We start from the raw sequence: 19987 nt of genomic DNA, 5'->3' as shown, positions 1-19987 counted from the left end.
GATGGCAAATATGAAAATCGGCACGCGCCTGCGCTGCTCCTTTGCGTTGTTGACCTTGCTGCTGCTGGCGACCGCCATGCTGGGCATGCTGCGCCTGTCCAGCCTGGAACTGCGCATGCGCGACGTGATCGACGACAAATATCCGAAAACCGTGCTGGCCAACGACATCATCAAGAATGTCAACATCATCGCGCGCTCCTCGCGCAACCTGCTGCTGATGACGGAGCCGCAGCAGCTGGCGCAGGAACGGGCCACCATCGCCAGGGCGGGCGGCGAAACGGAAAAGGGCCTGGCGCAGCTGGACAAGGTGGTGCTGTCGCCGCAGGGGCGCCAGCAGATGGCGGCCGTGACGCAGGCGCGCGCCACCTTCAACGGCGGGCGCGACAAGGTGCTGGCCCTGCTGGAACAGGGGGCGCGCGAGGAAGCGACGAGTTTGCTGCTCGGCACGGTGCGCGGCGACCAGCTGCGCTACATGGCGGCGCTGGAAAGCCTGATCGCGCTCCAGCATGACCTGATGGAGGAGGCGGGCGCCCAGGTCAGCCACGAATACGCGACGGCGCGCAACATGATGCTGGCGCTGAGCGCGCTGGCCGTGCTGTTTTCGCTCGTCACCGCCTGGCTGGTCACGCGCAGCATCGTCAACCCGCTGCGCCATGCCTTGACGGTGGCGCAGACCGTGGCCGCCGGCGACCTGACGTCGACCTTCGGCCGCCATGCGGGCGATGAAACGGGCAAGCTGCTCGATGCGCTGTGCATCATGAACGGCAACCTGCTCGACATCGTGCAGCGGGTGCGCAGCGGCACCGACACCATCGCCACGGCGTCGTCGCAGATCGCGGCCGGCAATATCGACCTGTCGTCGCGCACCGAGGAGCAGGCCAGCTCGCTCGAACAGACTGCATCGGCCATGGAGGAACTCAGTTCGACGGTGCAGCAGAACGCGGACAATGCCCGCCATGCCAGCGTGCTGGCCGTCGAGGCGGCGAACATCGCCGGCGCCGGCGGGCAAGCCGTGGGACAGGTGATCCATACGATGGATGCCATCAGCGCGTCGTCGGCGCAGATCGCCGACATCATCGGCGTGATCGACATGCTGGCATTCCAGACGAATATCCTGGCCCTGAACGCGGCCGTGGAAGCGGCGCGCGCGGGCGAGCAGGGGCGCGGCTTTGCCGTCGTGGCGACGGAAGTGCGCAATCTGGCGCAGCGCAGCGCGGCGGCGGCGCGCGATATCCGCGCCCTGATCGCCAATTCCACGCAGCAGGTGGACGCGGGCGCGGCCCTCGTCGCGCAGGCCGGCGCCACGATGCGGGACGTGGTGGCGGCCGTGGGACGCGTGAGCCAGATGGTGGCCGACATCACGGCCGCCAGCGCCGAGCAAAGCACGGGCATCGGCCAGGTCAGCCAGGCCGTCGTGCAGATGGATGAAGTGACGCAGCAGAACGCCGCCCTGGTGGAAGAGGCGGCGGCCGCCTCGCAATCGCTGGAAGGCGAGGCGGCGAAGCTGCTGCAGGTGGTCAGCGTGTTCCGCCTGCAGCAGGGGCCGGCGCACACCTTGCCGCGCCGCAGCGCGCCGGCCGTGCCGCGCCTGCTGGCCTAGTGGCGCGCCTGGCAAGGTTCTGGCGCGGCTGCGTCGTGCTGTGGCGGGCGCGGCGCCAGGCGCGGGAGGGGCAGGGCGGCAGGCCGACGGCGTCGGCGCGCAGCCGGGAGTTGCAGGCGCGCCTGGACGGCGCCATCGTCGACGGCGAATTCCGCTTTCACTACCAGGGCAAGTTCGACACGGCGCAGCTGCGCCTGGTCGGCCTGGAAGCGTTGCTGCGCTGGGACCATCCGCGCCACGGACTGGTCTACCCGAACGAATTCATCGGCCTGGCCGAGCAGACGCAGGCCATCGCCGCGCTGGGCAACTGGGGCATCGATGCGGCTTGCCGCCAGCTGGCGCAGTGGCGCGCGGCGGGCCTGCCTCTGGTGCCGGTCGCGGTGAATGTCTCGGCGCGCCAGCTGTGCCAGCCGCAGTTGCCCGACTTCGTGCTGGACTGCCTGCGGCGCCACGCCATTCCTGCCCGCCTGCTGGAGCTGGAAGTGACGGAAAGCTGCCGCATCGACGACATGGCGCAGGCGGCGCAGGGCTTGCGCCGCCTGCGCGCGCTGGGGCTGGCCCTTTCGCTCGACGATTACGGCACCGGTTATTCAGGCTTGAGCCATGTCCGGATGCTGCCGATTCACACCATCAAGATCGACCGTTCCTTCATCCGCGACGTGGATAGCTGCGGTAGCGACGCCGTCATCGTCGCCTCGACCCTTGCGCTGGCGCGCGGCCTGGGCTTGCAGGCGCTGGCCGAGGGCGTGGAAAACGGTGCACAGCTGGCGCAGTTGCGGCGGCTGGGCTGCCCGCAGGTACAGGGCTTCTATCTGCACCGCCCGGCGCCCGCGGCCGAGGTGGCCGCGCTGCTGTCCGCCGGCCTTGTAACGGTGCCGCAACATGGCACCATGCGGCATGGCGCGGATGCTCAGTAGAATATGGCCACTGCAAGCCGCGTGCTTTAACACCTACACCCCCACGCAAGAATGATAAACAGTCCCGTCCCGGCCTATGTCTTCGGCCCGTTTCGCCTTTTGCCGCTAGAACGCCTGCTGTTCGAGGGCGACCGCGCGCTGCGCCTGGGCAGCAGGGCCATGGACTTGCTGCTGGCACTGCTGGAGCGCGCCGGCGACATCGTCGACAAGCATGAACTGGTGGCCATCGTCTGGCCCAATGCGGTGGTCGACGACGCGACCTTGCGCGTCCACCTGGCGGCGTTGCGCAAGGCGCTCGGCGACGGCCGCGATGGCCAGCGCTACATCACCACCATTCCCGGGCGCGGCTACGGCTTCCTGGCGCCGCTGGCGCACACGGGCCGGCCGGCGTCCGGTGCGGCGGGCGCCGAGCCGCGGCATAACCTGCCCGTCATGCTGACGCGCATGCTGGGCCGCGCCGAGGTGCTGCAAACGATGGCCAACCAGCTGCTGCAATTGCGCCTGCTGTGCATTGCCGGCCCGGGCGGCATCGGCAAGACCACCCTGGCCGTCGGCCTGGCCACGCGCGTGCTGCGCCGCTATGCCGACGGCGTGTGTTTCGTCGACCTGTCGCCGCTGGACGAGGGCCGCCTAGTGCCGCTGGCGCTGGCCACGGCGCTGGGGGTGGCGGTGCCGGCCGGCGACGCCATGCCGGTCCTGCTGGCCTACCTGCGCCCGCGCCACATGCTGCTCGTGCTCGATAACTGCGAGCACGTGATCGGCGCGGCCGCCACGCTGGCCGACGCCTTGCTCAAGGGCGCGCCACTGCTGCACGTGCTGGCCACCAGCCGCGAGCCGCTGCGCCTCACCAGCGAACAGCTGCAGCGCCTGCCCGCGCTGGAATTGCCGCCTGCCGATGCCGTGCCCGATGCGGCGGCGGCCCGGCATTTCTCCGCGGTGCAGCTGTTTTGCGAACGCTGCGCGGCCGTCGACGATGCCTTCGTGCTGGCCGACGCCGACGTGCCCGTGGTGGTGGACATCTGCCGGCGCCTCGACGGCATCCCGCTGGCGCTGGAGCTGGCGGCCGGACGCATCGGCCATTTCGGTCTGCACGAATTGCGCCGCCAGCTCGACGACCGCTTTCGCCTGCTCACGCGCGGCGCGCGCAACATGCCCTTGCGCCACCAGACCCTGCGCGCCACGCTGGACTGGAGCTACGGCTTGCTCGACGCGCGCGAGCGCCAGGCGCTGCAGGCGCTGAGCGTGTTCAGGAGCCGCTTCCGCCTGGAGTCGGCCAGCGCCGTGGCGGGATGCGACGTGTTCGACACGCTGGCCGACCTGGCGGCCAAGTCCCTCGTCAGCATCGAGTTTTGCCGCCAGCACGTGTATTACCGGCTGCTCGACACCACGCGCGCCTATGCTGGCGCGCAGCTGTCGGCGGGCGGTGGCGCGGGCGCCGTGCTGCTGCGCCATGCGCGCCATTGCCTGGGACTGGCCGCACGCATCGCCGCCGACTGGGGCAGCATGCCGCCGGCCCACTGGAGCGCGCGCTACGGCCGCCATGTCGACGACTTGCGGGCCGCCATCGACTGGGCTTTCGGCGAGGAGGGCGACGTGGCGCTGGGCGTGGCGCTGACCCTGGCCGCGCAAACCCTGTTCTATCAGCTGTCGCTGATGGATGAATACCGCGTGCGCGTCGAGCGGGCGCTCGAGCGCATGGCTACGCATGCGGTGGACGACCCCGACAGCGAAATGCAGCTGCATGCTTCGCAGGCGCACCTGCTGCTGCATACGCAGGGCATCACCGGCACCATGCTGCGTTCCTTCCAGCGCGGCTATGCGCTGGCCATGCGCACGGACGATGGCAGCCGCCGGGCCGAGGCGATTTGCGGCATGTGGATCTGCTGCCTGAAGCTGGCCGATTTCCAGCGCGCCGACAGTTACGTCATAGAGCTTGCCGTCCTGTGCGCAACGCGCGACGACACGGCGATGCACCTGGTGCTGGCGCGCATGCGTTCCGTGGGCGAGTATGTGCAGGGACGCTACGCGCAGTCGGCGGCGCTGGCGCGCATGGTGCTCGCGCACCCCGGGGGCGCGGCGCAGCTGGGCTTCAACAATGCCTTGCTGGCCGATCACCAGGTGTGCCTGCGCGGCACGCTGGCGCGCTGCCTGTGGATGCAGGGCCGCCCCGACGACGCCCTGGCGCTGGCGCGCGAGGCGGTGACGGTGGGCTTCGAGCACAATGGCGTCACGCTGTGCGTGGCGCTGGCCATCCATGCCATTCCCGTCGCCCTGTGGTGCGGGCGGCGGGAACTGGCGCAGGCGTGGACTTGCCTGCTGTGCGAGCACGCGGCCCGCTATGGCTTGCTGTACTGGAGCGCCTGGGGCGCCGCCTACCAGCGCCTGCTCGACGGGGGCGAAGCGATGACGCCATTCCCCTGGCCTTCGGTGCGCAGCTGGCCGATACAGGTCGATTTGATGGCCACCCTGCACGACGCGGCCGCCGATAGCCAGGCGCTGCGGCGCGCGCGCACGGGCCTGGCGCCGTGGAGCGCGCCGGAAGTGCTGCGCCGCGACGCGCACCACCGCTGGCGGGCGCTGGCGCAAGACGATGCGGCCGGCCTGGACGCGGTGCGGGCGCAGCTGGAAGAAGCGCTGCAGCTGGCCAGGGGCCAGCAGGCGCCGGGCTGGGAACTGCGCTGCGCCACCAGCCTGGCGGCCGTGCTGCTGGTGCAAGGCCGCGGCGCCGCCGCGCACGCCGTGCTGGCCCCTGTGCATGCGCTCTATAGCCAGGGGCGCGACACGACGGACGTGATGGCGGCGGCAGCGTTGCTGGCGCAGCTGGCTTGAGCGCTATTCGTAGGCGCCCAGCCGGCGCTGTTCCTCCGGCGTGAAACTGGCGTCGCGCAGCTGCTGCAGGGCCGCCGCATCCTGCGCGCCGCCGGGCAGACTGTTTTTTTGCGCCTGGTAGGCGATGATGCGTTGCTGCCATTGCGATTCCTCGCGGTCCAGTTCCGCCAGGCGGGCCGCCGCCGCCGGCGTGAAGGTGCTGGCGCGCAGGCGGTAGACTTCATTCTCGCCGCCGCCCTGTGCCCGCAGGGCCTTGACCGATTCATCCAGCCTGGCCACCTGCAGCGGCGCATCGCGTGCGGCGCGCTGGGCCGGTGACATCTTCTGGTCCAGCGCCGTCAGCTGCGCCTGGCGCTGGGCTTCATCGAGCGTCGTGTTGCCGAGGATCTCCATGCGCGCCACGGCGTCGTCGTCATACGCGTCGCTGGCGCCGAACAGGCCCGCGCTTTCCTCCGGCGTAAAATAATTGCCGCGCAGGGCACGCATGGCTTGCAGGCGCGCGCGCGCCGCCACGGCGGGATCGGCTTGCGCCGGCAAGGCCTGTTCCGCGCCGGCCAGCGCCTGCTTGTAGGCCAGATACGCGCCCAGCAGGCGCTTCGCTTCGCGGGCGGGCACGGGCGCCAGGCGCTTGTCCAGCTCCGCCTCGATCTGGCTGCGGATGGCGGCCAGCGGCTTTTCGCCGAGGCCCGCCAGGTAGTAGTCGAACAGGTGGCCCAGTTCCGCGTCGACCACCAGCTTGTCGCCGGCGGCCACCGTCACGTCGCCGTCGGGCCGCGTGCCTTGCATTGAGCGCACGAACGCGAACAGGTCCGGTTCCGCCTTTTCCTGCGGCGGGGCGGGCGGCTCGCCTGGGCGCAGCACCAGGTACAGGGCCAGGGCTGCCAGGCTGCCGCCGATGATCCATTTCGCGTGCATGCGCTTCTCCTTACAGTCCCAGGCCTTGCAGGCGGTTGGCTTGCTGGCGGAAGACGGTGACGGGGTTCGTCTCGAACAGGTTGACGATGCCGACGAACTGGTTGACTTCATCGAGGTGGTTCATGGCGTAATCGTCGCGGATCACCTTGCCCAGGTGGCTGGAGCAGCTGCTCACCAGTCCATCGTTCTTGACGCCGCCGAAGGCCAGGCTGATGGCCGCCAGGGCAGGGTCGCCCACGTCGAGCACGTTCGTGTACGGTTGCGCGCCGCTCCACGAAAAGTAGTACACGCCTTGCACCTGGTAGGCGCCTTCGCCGCAGGCGGAGGTGGGCACGCCCTGTGGGTGGCGGCTGTTGAAGGCCAGCGACCCGGCCGTGGACAGAGAGGTGAGCGACGCACCCGCGTTTTGCGGCAAGCCCTTGTTGCCCGACAAAATGCCGATCAGGGAGGCGAGCGCGTTGCCCAGCGCGCCGCTGGTGTTGGGAATGGCGCCGCTGAGGATATCGGCCACTTTTGAGCCCTTGTTGACGCCGGCCACGCTGGTGACGGATGCCACCAGGTCGGGCCGCACGGAAGCGACATAGCGGGCCGTGGGGCCGCCATGGCTATGGCCGATCAAATTGACCTTGGCGGCCCCCGTGGCGGCGAGGATTTGCCGCACCTGCGACAGCAGCTGCTCGCCGCGCACTTCCGTGCTGTTGGCGGCCGACACGGTGGTCACATACACTTGCGCGCCGCCGCTGCGCAGGGCGGCGGGGACGCCATAAAAATATTCGACGGGACCGAGCTTGTCGAAGCCGAACAGGCCGTGCACGAGCACGATCGGGTACTTGGTTTGCGTGTAGCCGGCGGCGCTGGCGCTGCCGGGCAGGATGGCGAGGGAAAACAGCAGGGTGGAAAGCAGTTGCCAGAAGCGAGTCTTCATTTTGTCTCCGTTATGTATTATTAATAGTGGAAATGAGTGGAAATGTCGATGCTGTAGCGATGAACCGTGCACTCCTGTACATTTTCGATGCATTAAAAATAGCGAGCGCTCGGTTTTTTGAATGTAGCACCGCTGGATTTAAATTGCATTTGAATTGCATGATGCAGCGCAATAACTGTGGGAATTTGGCGTTGCTTATGTGCCCATTGCATAGTTGAAAAGTCAAATAGTTGTTTTCCTGAGCTATAATCGGCCCGGCATCAGCCGTCCCGCCATCTTGCAATGCCGCGTACCGGCATGGCATGGATATCGCTCCTACACCGTTACTTGGGAATGCACTTGTCGACCCATTTTAATTTTGAACAGTTTCAGCAGATGACGCCTTTAAATGGCGAAAACATCTGGGAATATATTCTTGACCGCCACGCGGAGCGCATCGGCGTCAAGCGCCGCAAGCCGGCGCTGGAAAATCTTGAACGCATCTTCGTCGCCACCTTCCGCCTGGCCAATGACGTGGGTTTCCGCGCCATGAGCTTGCGCGATTTATGCCGCGAGACCGGCTTGTCGATGGGCGGCCTGTATGGCTACATCACCAGCAAGGATCAACTGGCCGAAATGATCGAGGACGTGGTGCGCCACGCCACGCAAGCCTTGCCCTTGCTGTTTGCCGACGTGAAGTCGCCGCTGGACCGCCTGGAAGCGATGATACGTTCGTCGATCTACCTGTCCGAAGTGCTGCAGCCGTGGTTTTATTTTGTCTTCATGGATTCGCGCGTGCTGCAGGTGGAGCAGCGCAGCATGGCGAAGAATTCGGAACTGTACGTGCAGACCCTGATCGCCGCCACCATCGGGGAAATCGAACCGAAGCCGCAGGGCGATCCCACCTTGCTGGCCGCGCACTGCCTGGCCCTGTTTCAGGACTGGTACGTGAAACGCTGGAAGTACCGCGCAGCGAAGGTCAACGTCGACGATTTCGCCGATAGCGTCGTCAGTACGGTGCGCGGCTACCTGAGCATGGTCAAGGCGCCGTAAGAAGGCCGCCGAAAAAAAAGCCAGGATCGCTCCTGGCTTTTTCACTAGTTCGTTTCCACCGGCACCGTCTCCGGCACTGCCGCCGGATCCGTCGGCGTCTCCGCCTCCATATCCAGCGTCTTGATCCCGTTCATGTCGATGAATTCGTCGTACAGCCACTCGCCGTCGACCTGGCTCAGGCCCGCCGGCACGGCGCGCGTGACTTGCGGGCGCGTCGACAGGGCCGTGCGCATGTAGTCGATCCAGATCGGCATGGCCAGCGAGGAACCGAATTCGCGTCCGCCCAGGGACTTGGGTTCGTCATAGCCCATCCACGCCACCGCCACGATGCCGCCGCCATAACCGGCGAACCAGCCGTCGACGGCGTCGCTGGTAGTGCCCGTCTTGCCGGCGATGTCGCTGCGGCCCAGTTTTTTCGTCGCCGCCGCGCCCGTGCCGGTGCGCGTGACTTCGCGCAGCATGCTGTCCATCACGAAGGCGTTGCGCGGGTCCAGCGCCAGGGTCTTCTCGTCGTTCGGCGCGGGCGGCTTGGTCTGCATCAGCACCGCGCCCTTGGCGTCGACGATGCGGTCGATCAAATACGGTGCCACCTGGTGGCCGCCATTGGCGAACAGGGCGTAGGCGCCCGCCATCTGCACGGGCGTGACGGAACCCGTGCCCAGCGCCATCGTCAGGTTGCTGGGCTGGCGGGCCGGGTCGAAGCCGAATTTTTCCATGAAGTCGTGCGTGTACGACACGCCCAGCGCGCGCAGGATGCGCACCGAGGCCACGTTCTTCGATTGCGCCAGCGCGTAGCGCATGGTGATCGGGCCGTCGAACTTGAAGTCGTCATTCTGCGGCGCCCATACCTTGCCGCCCGCCTGCATTTCCAGGGGCACGTCGTTGATCAGGGTGGCCGGCGAAAAGCCTTTTTCCAGCGCCGCCGAATACACGAAGGGCTTCATGGCCGAACCGGGCTGGCGCCAGGCTTGCGTCACGTGGTTGAACTTTTGCAGGTTGTAGTCGAAGCCGCCCACCATGGCGTGGTAGGCGCCCGTTTCCGCGTCCAGCGAGACGAAGGCGGCGGCCACCAGCGGCACTTGCGTGATGGCCCAGTTGCCCTTGGCGTCCTGGGTGATGCGGATCACGGCGCCCGGGCGCAGCTTGATGCCGGCGCCTGCCTTGGCGGACAAGGCGGGGGCGGCAAAGCGCAAGCCTTCGCCCGTGATGGCCTTGGCGTCGCCGTCGCCGATGTCGGCCACCACCTTGCCGCTAGAGACCTCCGTGACGACGGCGGCGATCAGGCCGTCGCTGTCCGGGCGTTTTTGCAGTGCAGCATCGATGGCGTCGTCGCGCTGCTCGGGGTCGACCGGCATGTCGATGAAGGTTTCCGGGCCGCGGTAGCCGTGGCGCTGGTCGTAGGCGATGACGTTGCGGCGCGTCGAGGCGTAGGCCGCATCCTGGTCCGCCTTCAAGATCGTCGTGTAGACGCTGATGCCCCTGGTATAGCTGTCTTCCTTGTACTGCGCATACACGGCCTGGCGCGCCAGTTCGGCCACGTATTCGGCGTGCGTGTCGAAACCCTGCTTGCCGCGGCTGTTGATATGCAGCGGCTGCGTCAGCGCCTGCTGGTACTGGCCTTCGCTGATGTAATCGAGGTCGCGCATGCGCTTCAACACCAGTTGCTGGCGCGCGTGCGCCTTTTTCGGATTGCTGATCGGGTTGTGGCGCGAGGGGTTTTGCGGCAGGCCCGCCAGCATGGCCATTTCCGCGATCGACAGTTCGGACAAGGGCTTGCCGAAATACGTCTGCGCCGCGCTGCCGAAGCCGAACGAGCGCTGGCCCAGGTACATCTGGTTCATGTACAGCTCGAGAATCTGGTCTTTCGACAGGGCCGACTCGATTTTCAGGGCCAGCATGATCTCATTGAGCTTGCGCGAAGCGACTTTTTCGCGCGTCAGGAAGAAATTGCGCGCCACCTGCATGGTGATGGTGGAGCCGCCGCCGTGGCCGAAGCCGTGGCGCAGATTCGACAGCACGGCGCCGCCGGCGCGCACGAAGTCGATGCCGTGGTGTTCGTAGAAGCGGCCATCCTCGATGGCCAGCAGGGCCTTTTTCATCATTTCCGGCACTTGCGCAATCGGTACGAAGTCGCGGTGTTCTTCGCCGAATTCGCCGATCAGCACATTGTCGGCCGTGTACACGCGCAGCGGGATCTTCGGCTGGTAGTCCGTAATGACGTCCAGCTCGGGCAGGCGCGGGCGCACATACAGGAACAGGTAGGCGGCCAGCAGCAGGGCGGCGGTCAGCGCGGCGCAGCCGGCGATGATGAAGCCGCGCACGGTGGCGCGGCGGGAAGGCCAGGGGAATCCGGTTCGTTTGGCAGTCAAGGCAGTCTCACGTGAGCGTGCAAGGCACGGTGGCAGCGATTATAGACCAATGCGCCGGCGCTTCCCGCGCGGGCAGGGCGGCGGGCGGGCCTCGGGGACCGGGAGCAAAAAACCTTTTCATCGAAACGCGGCTGTGCGATAGTCTCGGCTTCAAGAAAATAGCCCGGGCGTCAATCCGGGCTGTTTATTTTTAAAAATTAAGGAAATATCCATGGCAAAAGATGCAACACCGAGCGTCGTGAGGCCCTACATCCCGGCCGATGCGAAGCTGCCCGAGATGACCTTCCGCGCCCTGTTCATGGGCGTCATCCTGGGGATGGTCTTCGGCGCTTCCTCGCTCTACCTGGTGCTGAAAGTGGGCCTGACCGTCAGCGCCTCGATTCCCGTCGCCGTGATCGCCATCACCCTGTTCGGCCTGGCCAAGAAGGTGGGCGGCAAGGATTCGTCGATCCTGGAAAACAGCATCACGCAAACGGCCGGTTCGGCCGGCGAATCGCTGGCCTTCGGCCTGGGCGTCACCATGCCCGCCATCCTGATTCTCGGCTTCGACCTGGAAATCTCTAGAGTCATGCTGGTCGGCGTCCTCGGCGGCCTGCTGGGCATACTGATGATGATCCCCATGCGCCGCACCATGATCGTCGACCAGCACAAGGAACTCAAATTCCCCGAAGGCACGGCGTGCGCCGAAGTGCTCAAGGCGGCCGCCACGGAAGAATCGCGCATCGCTGCGGGCGAAAGCATCGAGAAGGATTCGGCTGCCGCGCTGGACGCCAAGCGCCGCGCGAAGATCATCTTCGGCGGTTTCGCCGTCGGCTTGCTGTATAAAGTGTTCAATATCTCGTTCAAGGGCTGGAAGGATACGCCGGGCGTGGAATTTGCCGCGCCGCTCAAGGGCGGCTCCATCGGCGCCGAGATTTCGCCTGAATTGCTGGGCGTGGGCTACATCATCGGCCCGCGCATCGCCGCCACCATGGCGGCCGGCGGCGTGCTGTCGTACCTGCTCCTGATCCCGATGATCAAGTTCTTCGGCGACAGCCTGACCACCGTGCTTTCGCCTGGCACCAAGTTGATCAGCGAAATGGGCGCCGACGACGTGCGCAGCGCCTACGTGCTGTACATCGGCGCGGGCGCCGTGGCCGCCGGCGGCCTGATTTCCCTGGTGCGCGCCATGCCCATGATCTGGCGCAGCCTGTCGGCCGGCCTGAAAGGCATCGGCAAGGGCGTCAAGAGCGACTCCACCCTGCGCACGGACCAAGACATCCCCCTGAAATGGGTCGTCATCGGCTGCCTGTCCATCATCGCCGTGATCACCTTTGCCACGCCGCTGCACATGAATTTCCTCGGCGCGCTGCTGATCCTCGTCTTCGGCTTCCTGTTCGCCACCGTGTCGTCGCGCCTGACGGGCGAAATCGGCTCGTCGTCGAACCCGATCTCCGGCATGGCCGTGGCCACCTTGCTGTTCACTTGCCTGATCTTCCTCATCATGGGCTGGACGGGTGGACGTTACTATGTGACGGCCCTGTCGGTGGGCGCCATCGTCTGCATCGCCGCCAGCAATGCGGGCACCACGTCGCAAGACTTGAAAACCGGCTACCTGGTGGGCGCCACGCCGCGCCTGCAGCAGTATGCGATCCTGGCGGGCGCCTTGTCGTCCGCCCTGATCCTCGGTCCGATTCTGCTGAAACTGAACGAGGCGAGCACCGTCTATGTGCCGGCCGCGCAAGTGGCGCCTGGCCTGACGGTCGATGCGTCGAAGCTGACGGTGACGGGCGAGCTGCATGGCCCGCAAGCCGAGACGGACCACAATACGTATAAAGTCTGGCAAAAGACGGATACCGTGGGCGGCCCGGCCGGCAAGTATTTTGTGAAGGACGATGGCCAGCTGGCTTACCTGGTCGATCCGGGCATCAATGGCCATTACAGCAAGCGTCCCGACGGTTCGGAAGTCAAAAAATACGATGCGCCGAAGGCCGTGCTGATGTCCTACATCATCAAGGGCATCCTCGACCAGCAGCTGCCGTGGACCCTGGTGCTGTTCGGCGTGATGATCGCCGTGGTGCTGGAAATGGCCGGCATTCCATCGCTGGCGTTCTCCGTGGGCGTGTATTTGCCCCTGTCGTCCACCTTGCCGATCTTCGTCGGCGGCCTGGTGCGCTGGCTGGCGGACCGCCGCAACAACAAGCTGGAACACAACGCCAAGCTCAATGAAGAAGAGCGCCAACTGGCGGGCGACCGCAGCTCGGGCGTACTGCTGGCGTCCGGCTACATCGCCGGCGGTGCGCTGGCCGGCATCATCATCGCGATCACGGCCGGCGTGCTGACGCACTTCGACCAGATGATGGCCGACTGGGCTGAGCATGGCAACCCGTTCTACGCGGGCCTGCACTCGGATGCGTTGTCGCTGCTGCCGTATGCGCTCATCATCGTGCTGCTGTATATCGTGGCGCGCGAGAAGAAAGCGGGCAGTTCGCAGGTTTGATGTCATAGCCAACCCCATGAAAACCGCCCGGTGTCGTAACGATCCGGGCGGTTTTTTTATGCGCGCGCATGAGGCGATGGCTGCGATACGGGCCGCGCCGCCAGTTGCGCCGCGCTCGCGTAGATCGTTACGTGCTCGGACGCCAGTTGGCGCAGGTGGTCATAAAAGGCCTGCGCGGGTATGCACCACGACGCCGCATCGCCCACTTGCCCGTTGACGCGCAGGCCGGCGGCATCGAATTCCCGGTGAAAGTACGCGCGCAGATCCTCCCGGCCGGGATGGTCGATGCGGCGCCGTGCGATGGCCGGATCGAAAGGGCGCACGGGCACGTCCCAGCGCCGGCCGGCGTGGTCCAGGCAAGCGAGCAGCCTTGTCTCTTCCTCCCACACGGGTACGGGAAAGGTCTCGCCCATGGCGTCTTCCAGCGCGTGATAGAACGTCACCGGCCCCATGGAAATACCCAGACCCAGCACCTTCGCCTGCTCGCAACCGATGAAGCGCTGCCAGGGCGAGCCCATGCCGAAGATCGAGGGCGCGCGGTGATGCGCTTCGGTGAGGTCGGCGGCATGGCGGCCCCACGCGGAAACGGAATGGGTGGGATGGAGGCTGCGCCGGACATCGGCGCTGGCGAGGAGCGCTTCCGGCAGGCGGCCCATGTGCGTGCCGTGGCGGCGCGGGTCGAACACATAGTCCGGCATGGCGCAGGCGGCGCGCACGGTGCCGCCGGGCAGGTAGTAGGCGGGCAGCAGCAGGGTGCCTTGCGGGCCGACGGCATCCTGCAGGGCATGGACCACGGCCAGCGCGCCGCCTTCCACGTAGCCCAGGCTTTTCAGTGAAGAATGCACGAATAGCGTATCTCCCGGCGCGATGCCCAGCCGCGCAAGATCGGCGGCCAATCCGGCGCGCGTCACGTGGGGCGCGTTGTGACGCACGTGACGCGCGCCGGCGGCGCGGCGCCACGCTTCCAGCGCGGCCCTGGCGGCGCGTCTGGCCCCGTCAAGCATGACCTAACTCCAATTCCAGCAGATTGGCATCGATGCAGAACTTGGCGGCCCAGTTCAGGTAAGCCCAGGTACCGTAGTCGCCATCGACGGGAAACGAGCCCTTGACGCCGCCGCGCGCGTGCGCGGGACCGTCGATGCTGACCGCGCGCCGCACGTAGCGGTTCAGGCGGCGCCCCGCGTCGAGGTAGGGCCGCTCACCCGTGAGCCGATACAGCAGGAACAGACAATGCGCGTTTTGCGCGGAACCCGTGAGGCAGGCGTAGTTCGCTCCCGGCTGGAAGTCCGGACCGAGGCGGCCGGCCAGGTAGCCGTCGGCCGCCACGGCCCTGGCGACGCTCGTTCCCGTGCGCGCGGCGGCGTCGAGCAGGTCGGCGCGGGCCGAAAAGCGGTGCGCTTCGAGCAGGCCGCGCAAGGCGTAGCCGATGGTATGGGTCAGGGGCAGGAGCGGGTTGTCCAGGCAGTTCGACGCGAACCAGCCATTGGAGCGCTGTTTGGTCAGCGCCCAGTCGACCTGGCGCAAGCCGGCCGCGCCATAGCCGTGGCCCGGTGCGACGCGGTCCGCTTCGAACAGGCCCCACGCGACATGCGTTTCGTAAGCCTTGTCGCCGGCGCTGGCGAACGGCGTCGGATGGCGGCGCCAGCAGCCGTCCGCATCCTGGCTGTCGCGCAGCCAGCTTGCCGCGCGATGCATGGCGTCTGCGTAGGCTGCGCCGTACGCCGCTACGCCGGCGGCCAGGCCGAGCAGGATCTGGCCCGTATTGAAGGTGACGGGCACGCGCGGCGTCGAATCGATCTTCCCGCCCTGGAATCCGCCTTGCGCGAACTGGATGGCCAGGCACCAGTCGAGCATGCGCCGCGCGCGTCCGTGCAGCGCCTCATCCCCACCCTCATCGCCCGTGCGCTGCGCCAGGGCGATGAGGGTGGGGATGATGTAGCCGGTGGTCTCCGGGTAGGAGCTCGACCACCCTGTGACCAGGCTGTAGTCGCGCGCGACGCCGCCGTCGTTTGAGCTGGAATGGTCCTGCGCCGCGCATAGCCAGGCCGTGCAGGCCTTGACGACGGCTTGCGGGCCGGGGTCGAAGGCGGGCAGGCCGCGGCGGTCCGACAGCCGCTCCATGCGCGCCGCCGCCGGCAGGCTCGCCTGCGGCGACAGCGTGTTCCTGATCTTCCTGAGCAAGGTGCGCATGGCAGTAATGGCAGTAATGGTCGTAATGGCAGCGATGGCGTGCTGGTTGGCACAGGCTACTGTAGCGCCGGCAGGCGGCAGGGTTATTGACTTGCCGCAAGGATTGGCCGTCGCATCGCTGCCGCCGGAATTGACGCATAATGGACACTTCACCGTTGTCGACGAGGCCCGCCATGAACAGCGTCACGCTTGAATACACAGTCGTCACCAATCCCGACGCGTTCGTCGGCTTCAAGTATTACGTGAAGGCGGGGCAGGCATTCGATGCCGATGATTTCGCCTATTCCTACAAGCTGAAACGCTCCGACCTGGACCCGGACAGCGTGCTGGCCACGCGCGAGGCGGCGGCGAATTTGCAGCCGGGCGAGTGGCTGAGCGTGTCGCATTCGATTGCGGCGTAGCGCGCAGGTTGCGGGCTTCCTCCCGTCGTACTTTGGCGGCCCGGCAAGCGAGAGATATCGGCGCTGCGGACCGCAAGACCGGAACCGGCTGTTACGTCGGAAGCCAGTGCCAGGGCCGGGTATCGTCGGCACGGATCTTGTCGAGATGCCCACTTCTGCCTATAATTGAGAATAATTCTCATTAAGTTTGCGCTGCCCGCCAGACCCGCCGCTCCATGTCCGCCGACCACGTCTCCCTGCATGATTTCGATGACATCGCCATTCTGTATCGCCAGCACCATGGCTGGCTGCGCGGCTGGCTGCAGCGCAAGGTGGGCAACGCCTTCGACGCGGCCGACCTGGCGCAGGCCACCTTCCTGCGCGTGCTCGCGCCGCAGGGCATGCAGGGCGTGCAGGAGCCGCGCGCCTACCTGACGACGATCGCCCGCAACCTGCTGATCAACCATGTGCGCCGGCGCGCCATCGAGCAAGCCTACCTCGACGCCCTTGCCCTGATGCCGGAGCCGGTGGCGCCGTCGCCCGAAGTGCGCCTGATGTTCCTCGAACGGCTGGTGGAGCTGGACCGGCGCCTGGCCGGGCTGCCGGCGCAGGCGCGGCAAGCCTTTTTGCTGGTGCAGCTCGACGGCATGGGGCAGCAGGAGGTCGCCGCCGAATTGGGCATTTCCCTGTCCACCGTCAAGCGCCATCTGGCCAGGGCGGCCCTGCGCTGCTTTTTCCCGGAGCAGCATGATGGATGAAGAGGCAAGCCTCGCCCTGGACGGAACGGGTGTCGCCGCAAGCGTGGCGCCCGCCGTGGCGCGGCGGGCCGTGCAGTGGTGGCTGGCGCTGCAGGGCGGTGACGCCACTGCCGCACAGCTGCAGGCGTGGCAGCGCTGGCGCGCCGAGGAAGCCGAACATGAGCGGGCCTGGCAGCGCATCGAAGCGGTCAGCGGCCAGCTGGCCGGCATTCCGCCGCCGCTGGCCAGCGCCGCCCTGGCCGCGCCCGCAGGCGCGCAGCGGCGCCGCGCGGTGCGCCTGCTCACGGCGCTGGTGGTGGCGGGCGGCAGCGCCGCCATGCTGCGCCAGACACCGGCGTGGCAGTCGTGGAACGCCGATGCCAGCACGGCCACGGGCGAGCGGCGCACGGTGCGCCTGCCGGACGGCGGCACGCTGGTGCTCAATACCGACAGCGCCATCCAGCTGCGCTATGACGCCAGCGAGCGCGCGGTGCAGCTGCTGCGCGGCGAGGTGCTGCTGCAGACGGCGCCCGATGCGCAGCAGCGGCCCTTCCGCGTGCACACGGCCGACGGCACGGCGCGCGCGCTGGGCACGCGATTCATCGTGCGCCAGCACGCGGGCTTCGTGCAGGTGGGCGTGCTGGAGGGGGCCGTCGAGTTGCGGCCTGCGGCGGCCGACGGCCAGCCATGCGTGCTGCGGGCGGGCGAGGAGGGCAGTTTTACGCGCGACGGCGTGGGCGCGGCGCATGCGCTCGATGCCGGCGCCGGTGCCTGGGCCGACGGCATGCTGGTCGCCGCGCACATGCGCCTGGACGATTTCCTGCTGGAGTTGTCGCGCCACCGGCGCGGCCACCTGGGATGCGATCCGGCGCTCGCGCACCTGCTGGTGTCGGGCGCCTATCCGCTGGCCGATACCGACAGGGTGCTATTGGCGCTGGTGGAAGCCTTGCCCGTCGAGCTGCATTACCTGACGCGCTACTGGGTCACCTTGCGGCCGCGCGCGGCGAAAAAATAAACTGAAAATACATGGACTGTTTTTGCACGCTGCCTTGTCAAGGGAAGTGAGGGCGCAGGTATTGGCCCGTTCCACCCATCCCATGATACGAAGGCATGCCATGAACAACCGCAGTACATTCCCCCCATCCACGCGCTTGCTGGCCATGACACCGCTGGCCCGCCTGGTGCACGCCCTGTGCCTGGGCGCACTGGCCGGCCTGGCCGGCGCGCCGGCGCAGGCGCAAACGGCCGGACAGCCCGCGTCCTTGCGCCATTACGCCATCCCGGCCGGGCCGCTGGAAGCGACATTGAACCGCCTGGGACGTGAAGCGGGCTTGCTGATCGCCTTTGGCTCGGCCGCGACGGAAGGGCTGCGCAGCGGCGGCGTCACTGGCAGCTACACGGTGGACGACGCGCTGGCGCGGGCGCTGGCCGGCACCGGGCTCGCTGCCATGCGCACGGCAGGCGGCGGCTATGCGCTGCGTGCCGCCGCCGCATCCGCTGCCGGCGCGGCGGCGGATGGCGTGCAGATGATGGCGCCCGTGACCATCAGCGCGCAGGCGGAAGGAGAAAACCCGTGGGGCAAGGCCAGCGGCTATGTGGCGCGGCGGGCCAGCACGGCCACCAAGACCGACGCTTCCCTGCTGGAAGTGCCGCAATCGGTCTCCGTCATCACGCGCGACCGCATGGATGACCAGGGCGTGCGCACCCTGAACGACGCCATCCAGTACACGGCCGGCTTGCGCAGCAACACGGCAGGCGCCAATCCTGCCGACGATAGCCTGTCGGTACGGGGCTTCAGCCAGTTTTCGGGCGCGTTCTACCTGGACGGCATGCGCCTGATGCCGATGGGGACGCTGGGCTTTTTCGGCGTGGAGCCGTACGGCGCCGAGCGCGTGGAAGTGCTGAAGGGGCCTTCGTCCGTGTTGTACGGCCAGAATGCGCCGGGCGGCATCGTCAATTTCGTCGCCAAGCGCCCCGCGGCGGACCAGGTAAACCAGGTCGAACTGTCGCTCGGCAGCTATGCGCGCAAGCAGCTGGCCCTCGACGTGGGCGGCAAGCTGGCCGACGACGGCAGCCTGCAGTACCGGCTGGTGGGGCTGGCGCGCCAGGCGGACCAGCAGATCGACTACATGCAGGACGACCGCTACTATCTGGCGCCCAGCCTGACGTGGGCGCCGAGCGCCCGCACCAGCATCACCTTATTGGGCTTTTTCCAGCAGAATCGCGCCATGCAATCGTCGAACGTGCAGTGGGAAGCCTTGAACGGCAGCAATCCCAACGGCCGCCTGCCGCTGACGCGATTCCTGGGCGAGCCCGGCTTCGACCACGAGGAAACGCGCGTCGCGTCGGCGGGCTACGCGGCGCGCCACACGTTCGACAGCGGGTGGACGCTCCGGCAGAACTTCCGCTTCCTGCACGCGAATAACCATGAACAGTACATGTTTCGTTACGGCAACTTAATCGACCATGCAGTCACCAACCGCGAGATCGATACGCGCGACGGCAAGGGCAGCGTGTACTCGCTCGATACCAGCGTGACGGGTCAGGTGGCGACGGGCGCGCTGCGCCATGAGGTGGTTGCCGGCATCGATTACAGCCGCAGCAGTACTTCGTTCAGCTCGTATATCGCCGACGGTCCGCAGATCGATATCTACCGCCCCGTCTACGGCGGCGCGCTGGACCTGGCGGCGCTGGCGCCCGATGCCCTGCGCCGCGAGCACAACCGGCAGCTGGGCGCCTACCTGCAAGACCGCATGCAGTACCGTCAATGGGTCTTCACCGTGGGCGGGCGCCAGGACTGGACGCGCCAGGAACAGCGCAATCTGCTGGTATCGCCGTCGACCACGACGGTGCGCAAACGCACGGCATTCACGGGCCGCGCCGGCATCACCTACCTGGCGGCGAACGGCCTGGCGCCTTACGCCAGCTACAGCGAATCGTTTTCGCCCGTTTCCGGCGCCGACCGCCTTGAGCGGCCGTTCGAGCCGGAAACGGCGCGGCAAGTGGAGGTCGGCGTGAAGTACGCGCCCGGCGCGCACCTGTCCGTGACGGCCGCCGCATTCGAACTGCGCCGCCAGAACGTGCTGACGACGGACCCGGACGACCCGAATTTCTCCATCCAGCAGGGGGAGGTGCGCTCGCGCGGCATCGAACTGGAAGTGGCGGCGCAGCCGGGCAGCCAGCTGAAACTGCTGGCGTCCCTCACTTACAACCCCCTGAAGGTGACGAGGGCGAATCCGGACATGTGGGGCACGAACGTGCAAGGCAAGTCGCCGTATGAAGTGCCCCGGCAGATGGCTTCCGCGTGGGCCGATTACGCCTTCGTTGGCGGCTTGCGCGGCCTGTCGGCCGGCGCCGGCGTGCGCCACGTGGGCGCCAGTTGGGGCGACGCGGAAAACACCTTCCAGGTGCCGGCGTTCACCCTGGCCGACCTGTCGCTGCGCTATGACCTGGGGCAGGCGCGCAGCGACTGGCGCGGCCTGAGCGTGAGCATGACGGTCAAGAACCTGTTCGACAAATACCATGTCGCCTCGTGTTTCTCGGCGCGGGCCTGCAATTACGGCGAACAGCGCAATGTCGGCGTGCGCGTGGCCTACCTCTGGTAGCGCGCAGCC

The 19987-nt window shown here is 67.2% G+C and carries 14 protein-coding genes; 9 read left to right on the top strand and 5 right to left on the bottom strand.

Annotated features, from left to right (window positions below; translation table 11 throughout):
- Position 1 precedes the first annotated feature (1 nt).
- The 3 genes from VPH40_RS05295 to VPH40_RS05285 all read left to right on the top strand — a co-directional run bounded on the left by VPH40_RS05295 (position 2) and on the right by VPH40_RS05285 (position 5346).
- A complete protein-coding gene (locus tag VPH40_RS05295; protein WP_328572898.1) occupies positions 2–1600 on the top strand; it encodes a methyl-accepting chemotaxis protein in 1599 nt (532 codons plus the stop codon).
- Positions 1600–2517: a putative bifunctional diguanylate cyclase/phosphodiesterase gene (locus VPH40_RS05290; protein ID WP_328572897.1), complete on the top strand. Its 918-nt coding sequence runs from the start codon at positions 1600–1602 to the stop codon at positions 2515–2517. The genes VPH40_RS05295 and VPH40_RS05290 overlap by 1 nt, the downstream gene beginning before the upstream one ends.
- 99 nt (positions 2518–2616) lie before the next feature.
- Positions 2617–5346: an ATP-binding protein gene (locus VPH40_RS05285; RefSeq protein ID WP_328572896.1), complete on the top strand. Its 2730-nt coding sequence runs from the start codon at positions 2617–2619 to the stop codon at positions 5344–5346.
- 3 nt (positions 5347–5349) lie between these two features.
- Here the strand turns inward: VPH40_RS05285 and VPH40_RS05280 are convergent, their stop codons facing one another.
- Together VPH40_RS05280 and VPH40_RS05275 are read right to left on the bottom strand one after the other, a co-directional pair.
- Positions 5350–6261 carry a lipase secretion chaperone gene (locus VPH40_RS05280; RefSeq protein WP_328572895.1) on the bottom strand — a complete coding sequence of 304 codons (912 nt, stop codon included), beginning with the start codon at positions 6259–6261 and terminating at the stop codon, positions 5350–5352.
- A gap of 10 nt (positions 6262–6271) precedes the next feature.
- On the bottom strand, positions 6272–7186 hold the full coding sequence (locus VPH40_RS05275; protein WP_328572894.1) for a lipase family alpha/beta hydrolase: 915 nt from the start codon (positions 7184–7186) through the stop codon (positions 6272–6274).
- Between the two features lie 375 nt (positions 7187–7561).
- On the opposite strand from VPH40_RS05275, the gene VPH40_RS05270 reads away from it, so the two are divergent.
- The gene (locus VPH40_RS05270; protein ID WP_052140174.1) at positions 7562–8218 is read left to right on the top strand and encodes a TetR/AcrR family transcriptional regulator; all 657 of its coding nucleotides are present in this window, start codon (positions 7562–7564) and stop codon (positions 8216–8218) included.
- 44 nt (positions 8219–8262) lie between these two features.
- On the opposite strand, the gene VPH40_RS05265 is transcribed toward VPH40_RS05270, so the two are convergent.
- Positions 8263–10587 (bottom strand): penicillin-binding protein 1A, encoded by a 2325-nt coding sequence (locus VPH40_RS05265; protein ID WP_328572893.1) that lies wholly within the window; start codon positions 10585–10587, stop codon positions 8263–8265.
- Positions 10588–10798: 211 nt separating this feature from the next.
- On the opposite strand from VPH40_RS05265, the gene VPH40_RS05260 reads away from it, so the two are divergent.
- A complete protein-coding gene (locus VPH40_RS05260) occupies positions 10799–13066 on the top strand; it encodes an OPT family oligopeptide transporter (RefSeq protein WP_328572892.1) in 2268 nt (755 codons plus the stop codon).
- 56 nt (positions 13067–13122) lie between these two features.
- Here the strand turns inward: VPH40_RS05260 and VPH40_RS05255 are convergent, their stop codons facing one another.
- Entirely contained in the window at positions 13123–14070 is a 948-nt protein-coding gene (locus VPH40_RS05255) for an AAC(3) family N-acetyltransferase (protein ID WP_328572891.1), read from the bottom strand.
- Complete coding sequence (locus VPH40_RS05250; RefSeq protein ID WP_328572890.1) at positions 14063–15256, bottom strand: hypothetical protein; 1194 nt, start codon at positions 15254–15256, stop codon at positions 14063–14065. The genes VPH40_RS05255 and VPH40_RS05250 overlap by 8 nt, the downstream gene beginning before the upstream one ends.
- A 173-nt stretch (positions 15257–15429) precedes the next feature.
- Here VPH40_RS05250 and VPH40_RS05245 point away from each other — a divergent pair, with 173 nt between their 5' ends.
- The 4 genes from VPH40_RS05245 to VPH40_RS05230 all read left to right on the top strand — a co-directional run bounded on the left by VPH40_RS05245 (position 15430) and on the right by VPH40_RS05230 (position 19978).
- The gene (locus VPH40_RS05245) at positions 15430–15657 is read left to right on the top strand and encodes a hypothetical protein (protein WP_077405728.1); all 228 of its coding nucleotides are present in this window, start codon (positions 15430–15432) and stop codon (positions 15655–15657) included.
- 215 nt (positions 15658–15872) lie between these two features.
- Positions 15873–16394 (top strand): sigma-70 family RNA polymerase sigma factor, encoded by a 522-nt coding sequence (locus VPH40_RS05240; RefSeq protein WP_328572889.1) that lies wholly within the window; start codon positions 15873–15875, stop codon positions 16392–16394.
- Positions 16384–17388, top strand: coding sequence for a FecR domain-containing protein (locus VPH40_RS05235; protein ID WP_328572888.1), 1005 nt, complete (start codon positions 16384–16386; stop codon positions 17386–17388). Before VPH40_RS05240 ends, VPH40_RS05235 begins: the two co-directional genes overlap by 11 nt.
- Positions 17389–17488: 100 nt before the next feature.
- Complete coding sequence (locus VPH40_RS05230) at positions 17489–19978, top strand: TonB-dependent siderophore receptor (protein WP_328572887.1); 2490 nt, start codon at positions 17489–17491, stop codon at positions 19976–19978.
- The last annotated feature ends 9 nt before the right edge of the window (positions 19979–19987 follow it).

It is taken from the genome of Janthinobacterium sp. P210005 (assembly GCF_036231865.1).
Classification (GTDB): Bacteria; Pseudomonadota; Gammaproteobacteria; order Burkholderiales; family Burkholderiaceae_D; genus Janthinobacterium; species Janthinobacterium kumbetense.
This window is presented reverse-complemented; position numbering and strand designations above follow the sequence as displayed.

What these genes read in the sequence shown, in the direction of transcription:
- VPH40_RS05270 (WP_052140174.1), top strand. Translation starts at nt 7,562, where the DNA reads ATGACGCCTTTAAATGGCGAAAACATCTGGGAATATATTCTTGACCGC.
- VPH40_RS05280 (WP_328572895.1), bottom strand. Translation starts at nt 6,261, where the DNA reads ATGCACGCGAAATGGATCATCGGCGGCAGCCTGGCAGCCCTGGCCCTG.
- VPH40_RS05240 (WP_328572889.1), top strand. Translation starts at nt 15,873, where the DNA reads ATGTCCGCCGACCACGTCTCCCTGCATGATTTCGATGACATCGCCATT.
- VPH40_RS05255 (WP_328572891.1), bottom strand. Translation starts at nt 14,070, where the DNA reads ATGCTTGACGGGGCCAGACGCGCCGCCAGGGCCGCGCTGGAAGCGTGG.
- VPH40_RS05295 (WP_328572898.1), top strand. Translation starts at nt 2, where the DNA reads ATGGCAAATATGAAAATCGGCACGCGCCTGCGCTGCTCCTTTGCGTTG.
- VPH40_RS05260 (WP_328572892.1), top strand. Translation starts at nt 10,799, where the DNA reads ATGGCAAAAGATGCAACACCGAGCGTCGTGAGGCCCTACATCCCGGCC.
- VPH40_RS05230 (WP_328572887.1), top strand. Translation starts at nt 17,489, where the DNA reads ATGAACAACCGCAGTACATTCCCCCCATCCACGCGCTTGCTGGCCATG.
- VPH40_RS05250 (WP_328572890.1), bottom strand. Translation starts at nt 15,256, where the DNA reads ATGCGCACCTTGCTCAGGAAGATCAGGAACACGCTGTCGCCGCAGGCG.
- VPH40_RS05275 (WP_328572894.1), bottom strand. Translation starts at nt 7,186, where the DNA reads ATGAAGACTCGCTTCTGGCAACTGCTTTCCACCCTGCTGTTTTCCCTC.
- VPH40_RS05245 (WP_077405728.1), top strand. Translation starts at nt 15,430, where the DNA reads ATGAACAGCGTCACGCTTGAATACACAGTCGTCACCAATCCCGACGCG.
- VPH40_RS05235 (WP_328572888.1), top strand. Translation starts at nt 16,384, where the DNA reads ATGATGGATGAAGAGGCAAGCCTCGCCCTGGACGGAACGGGTGTCGCC.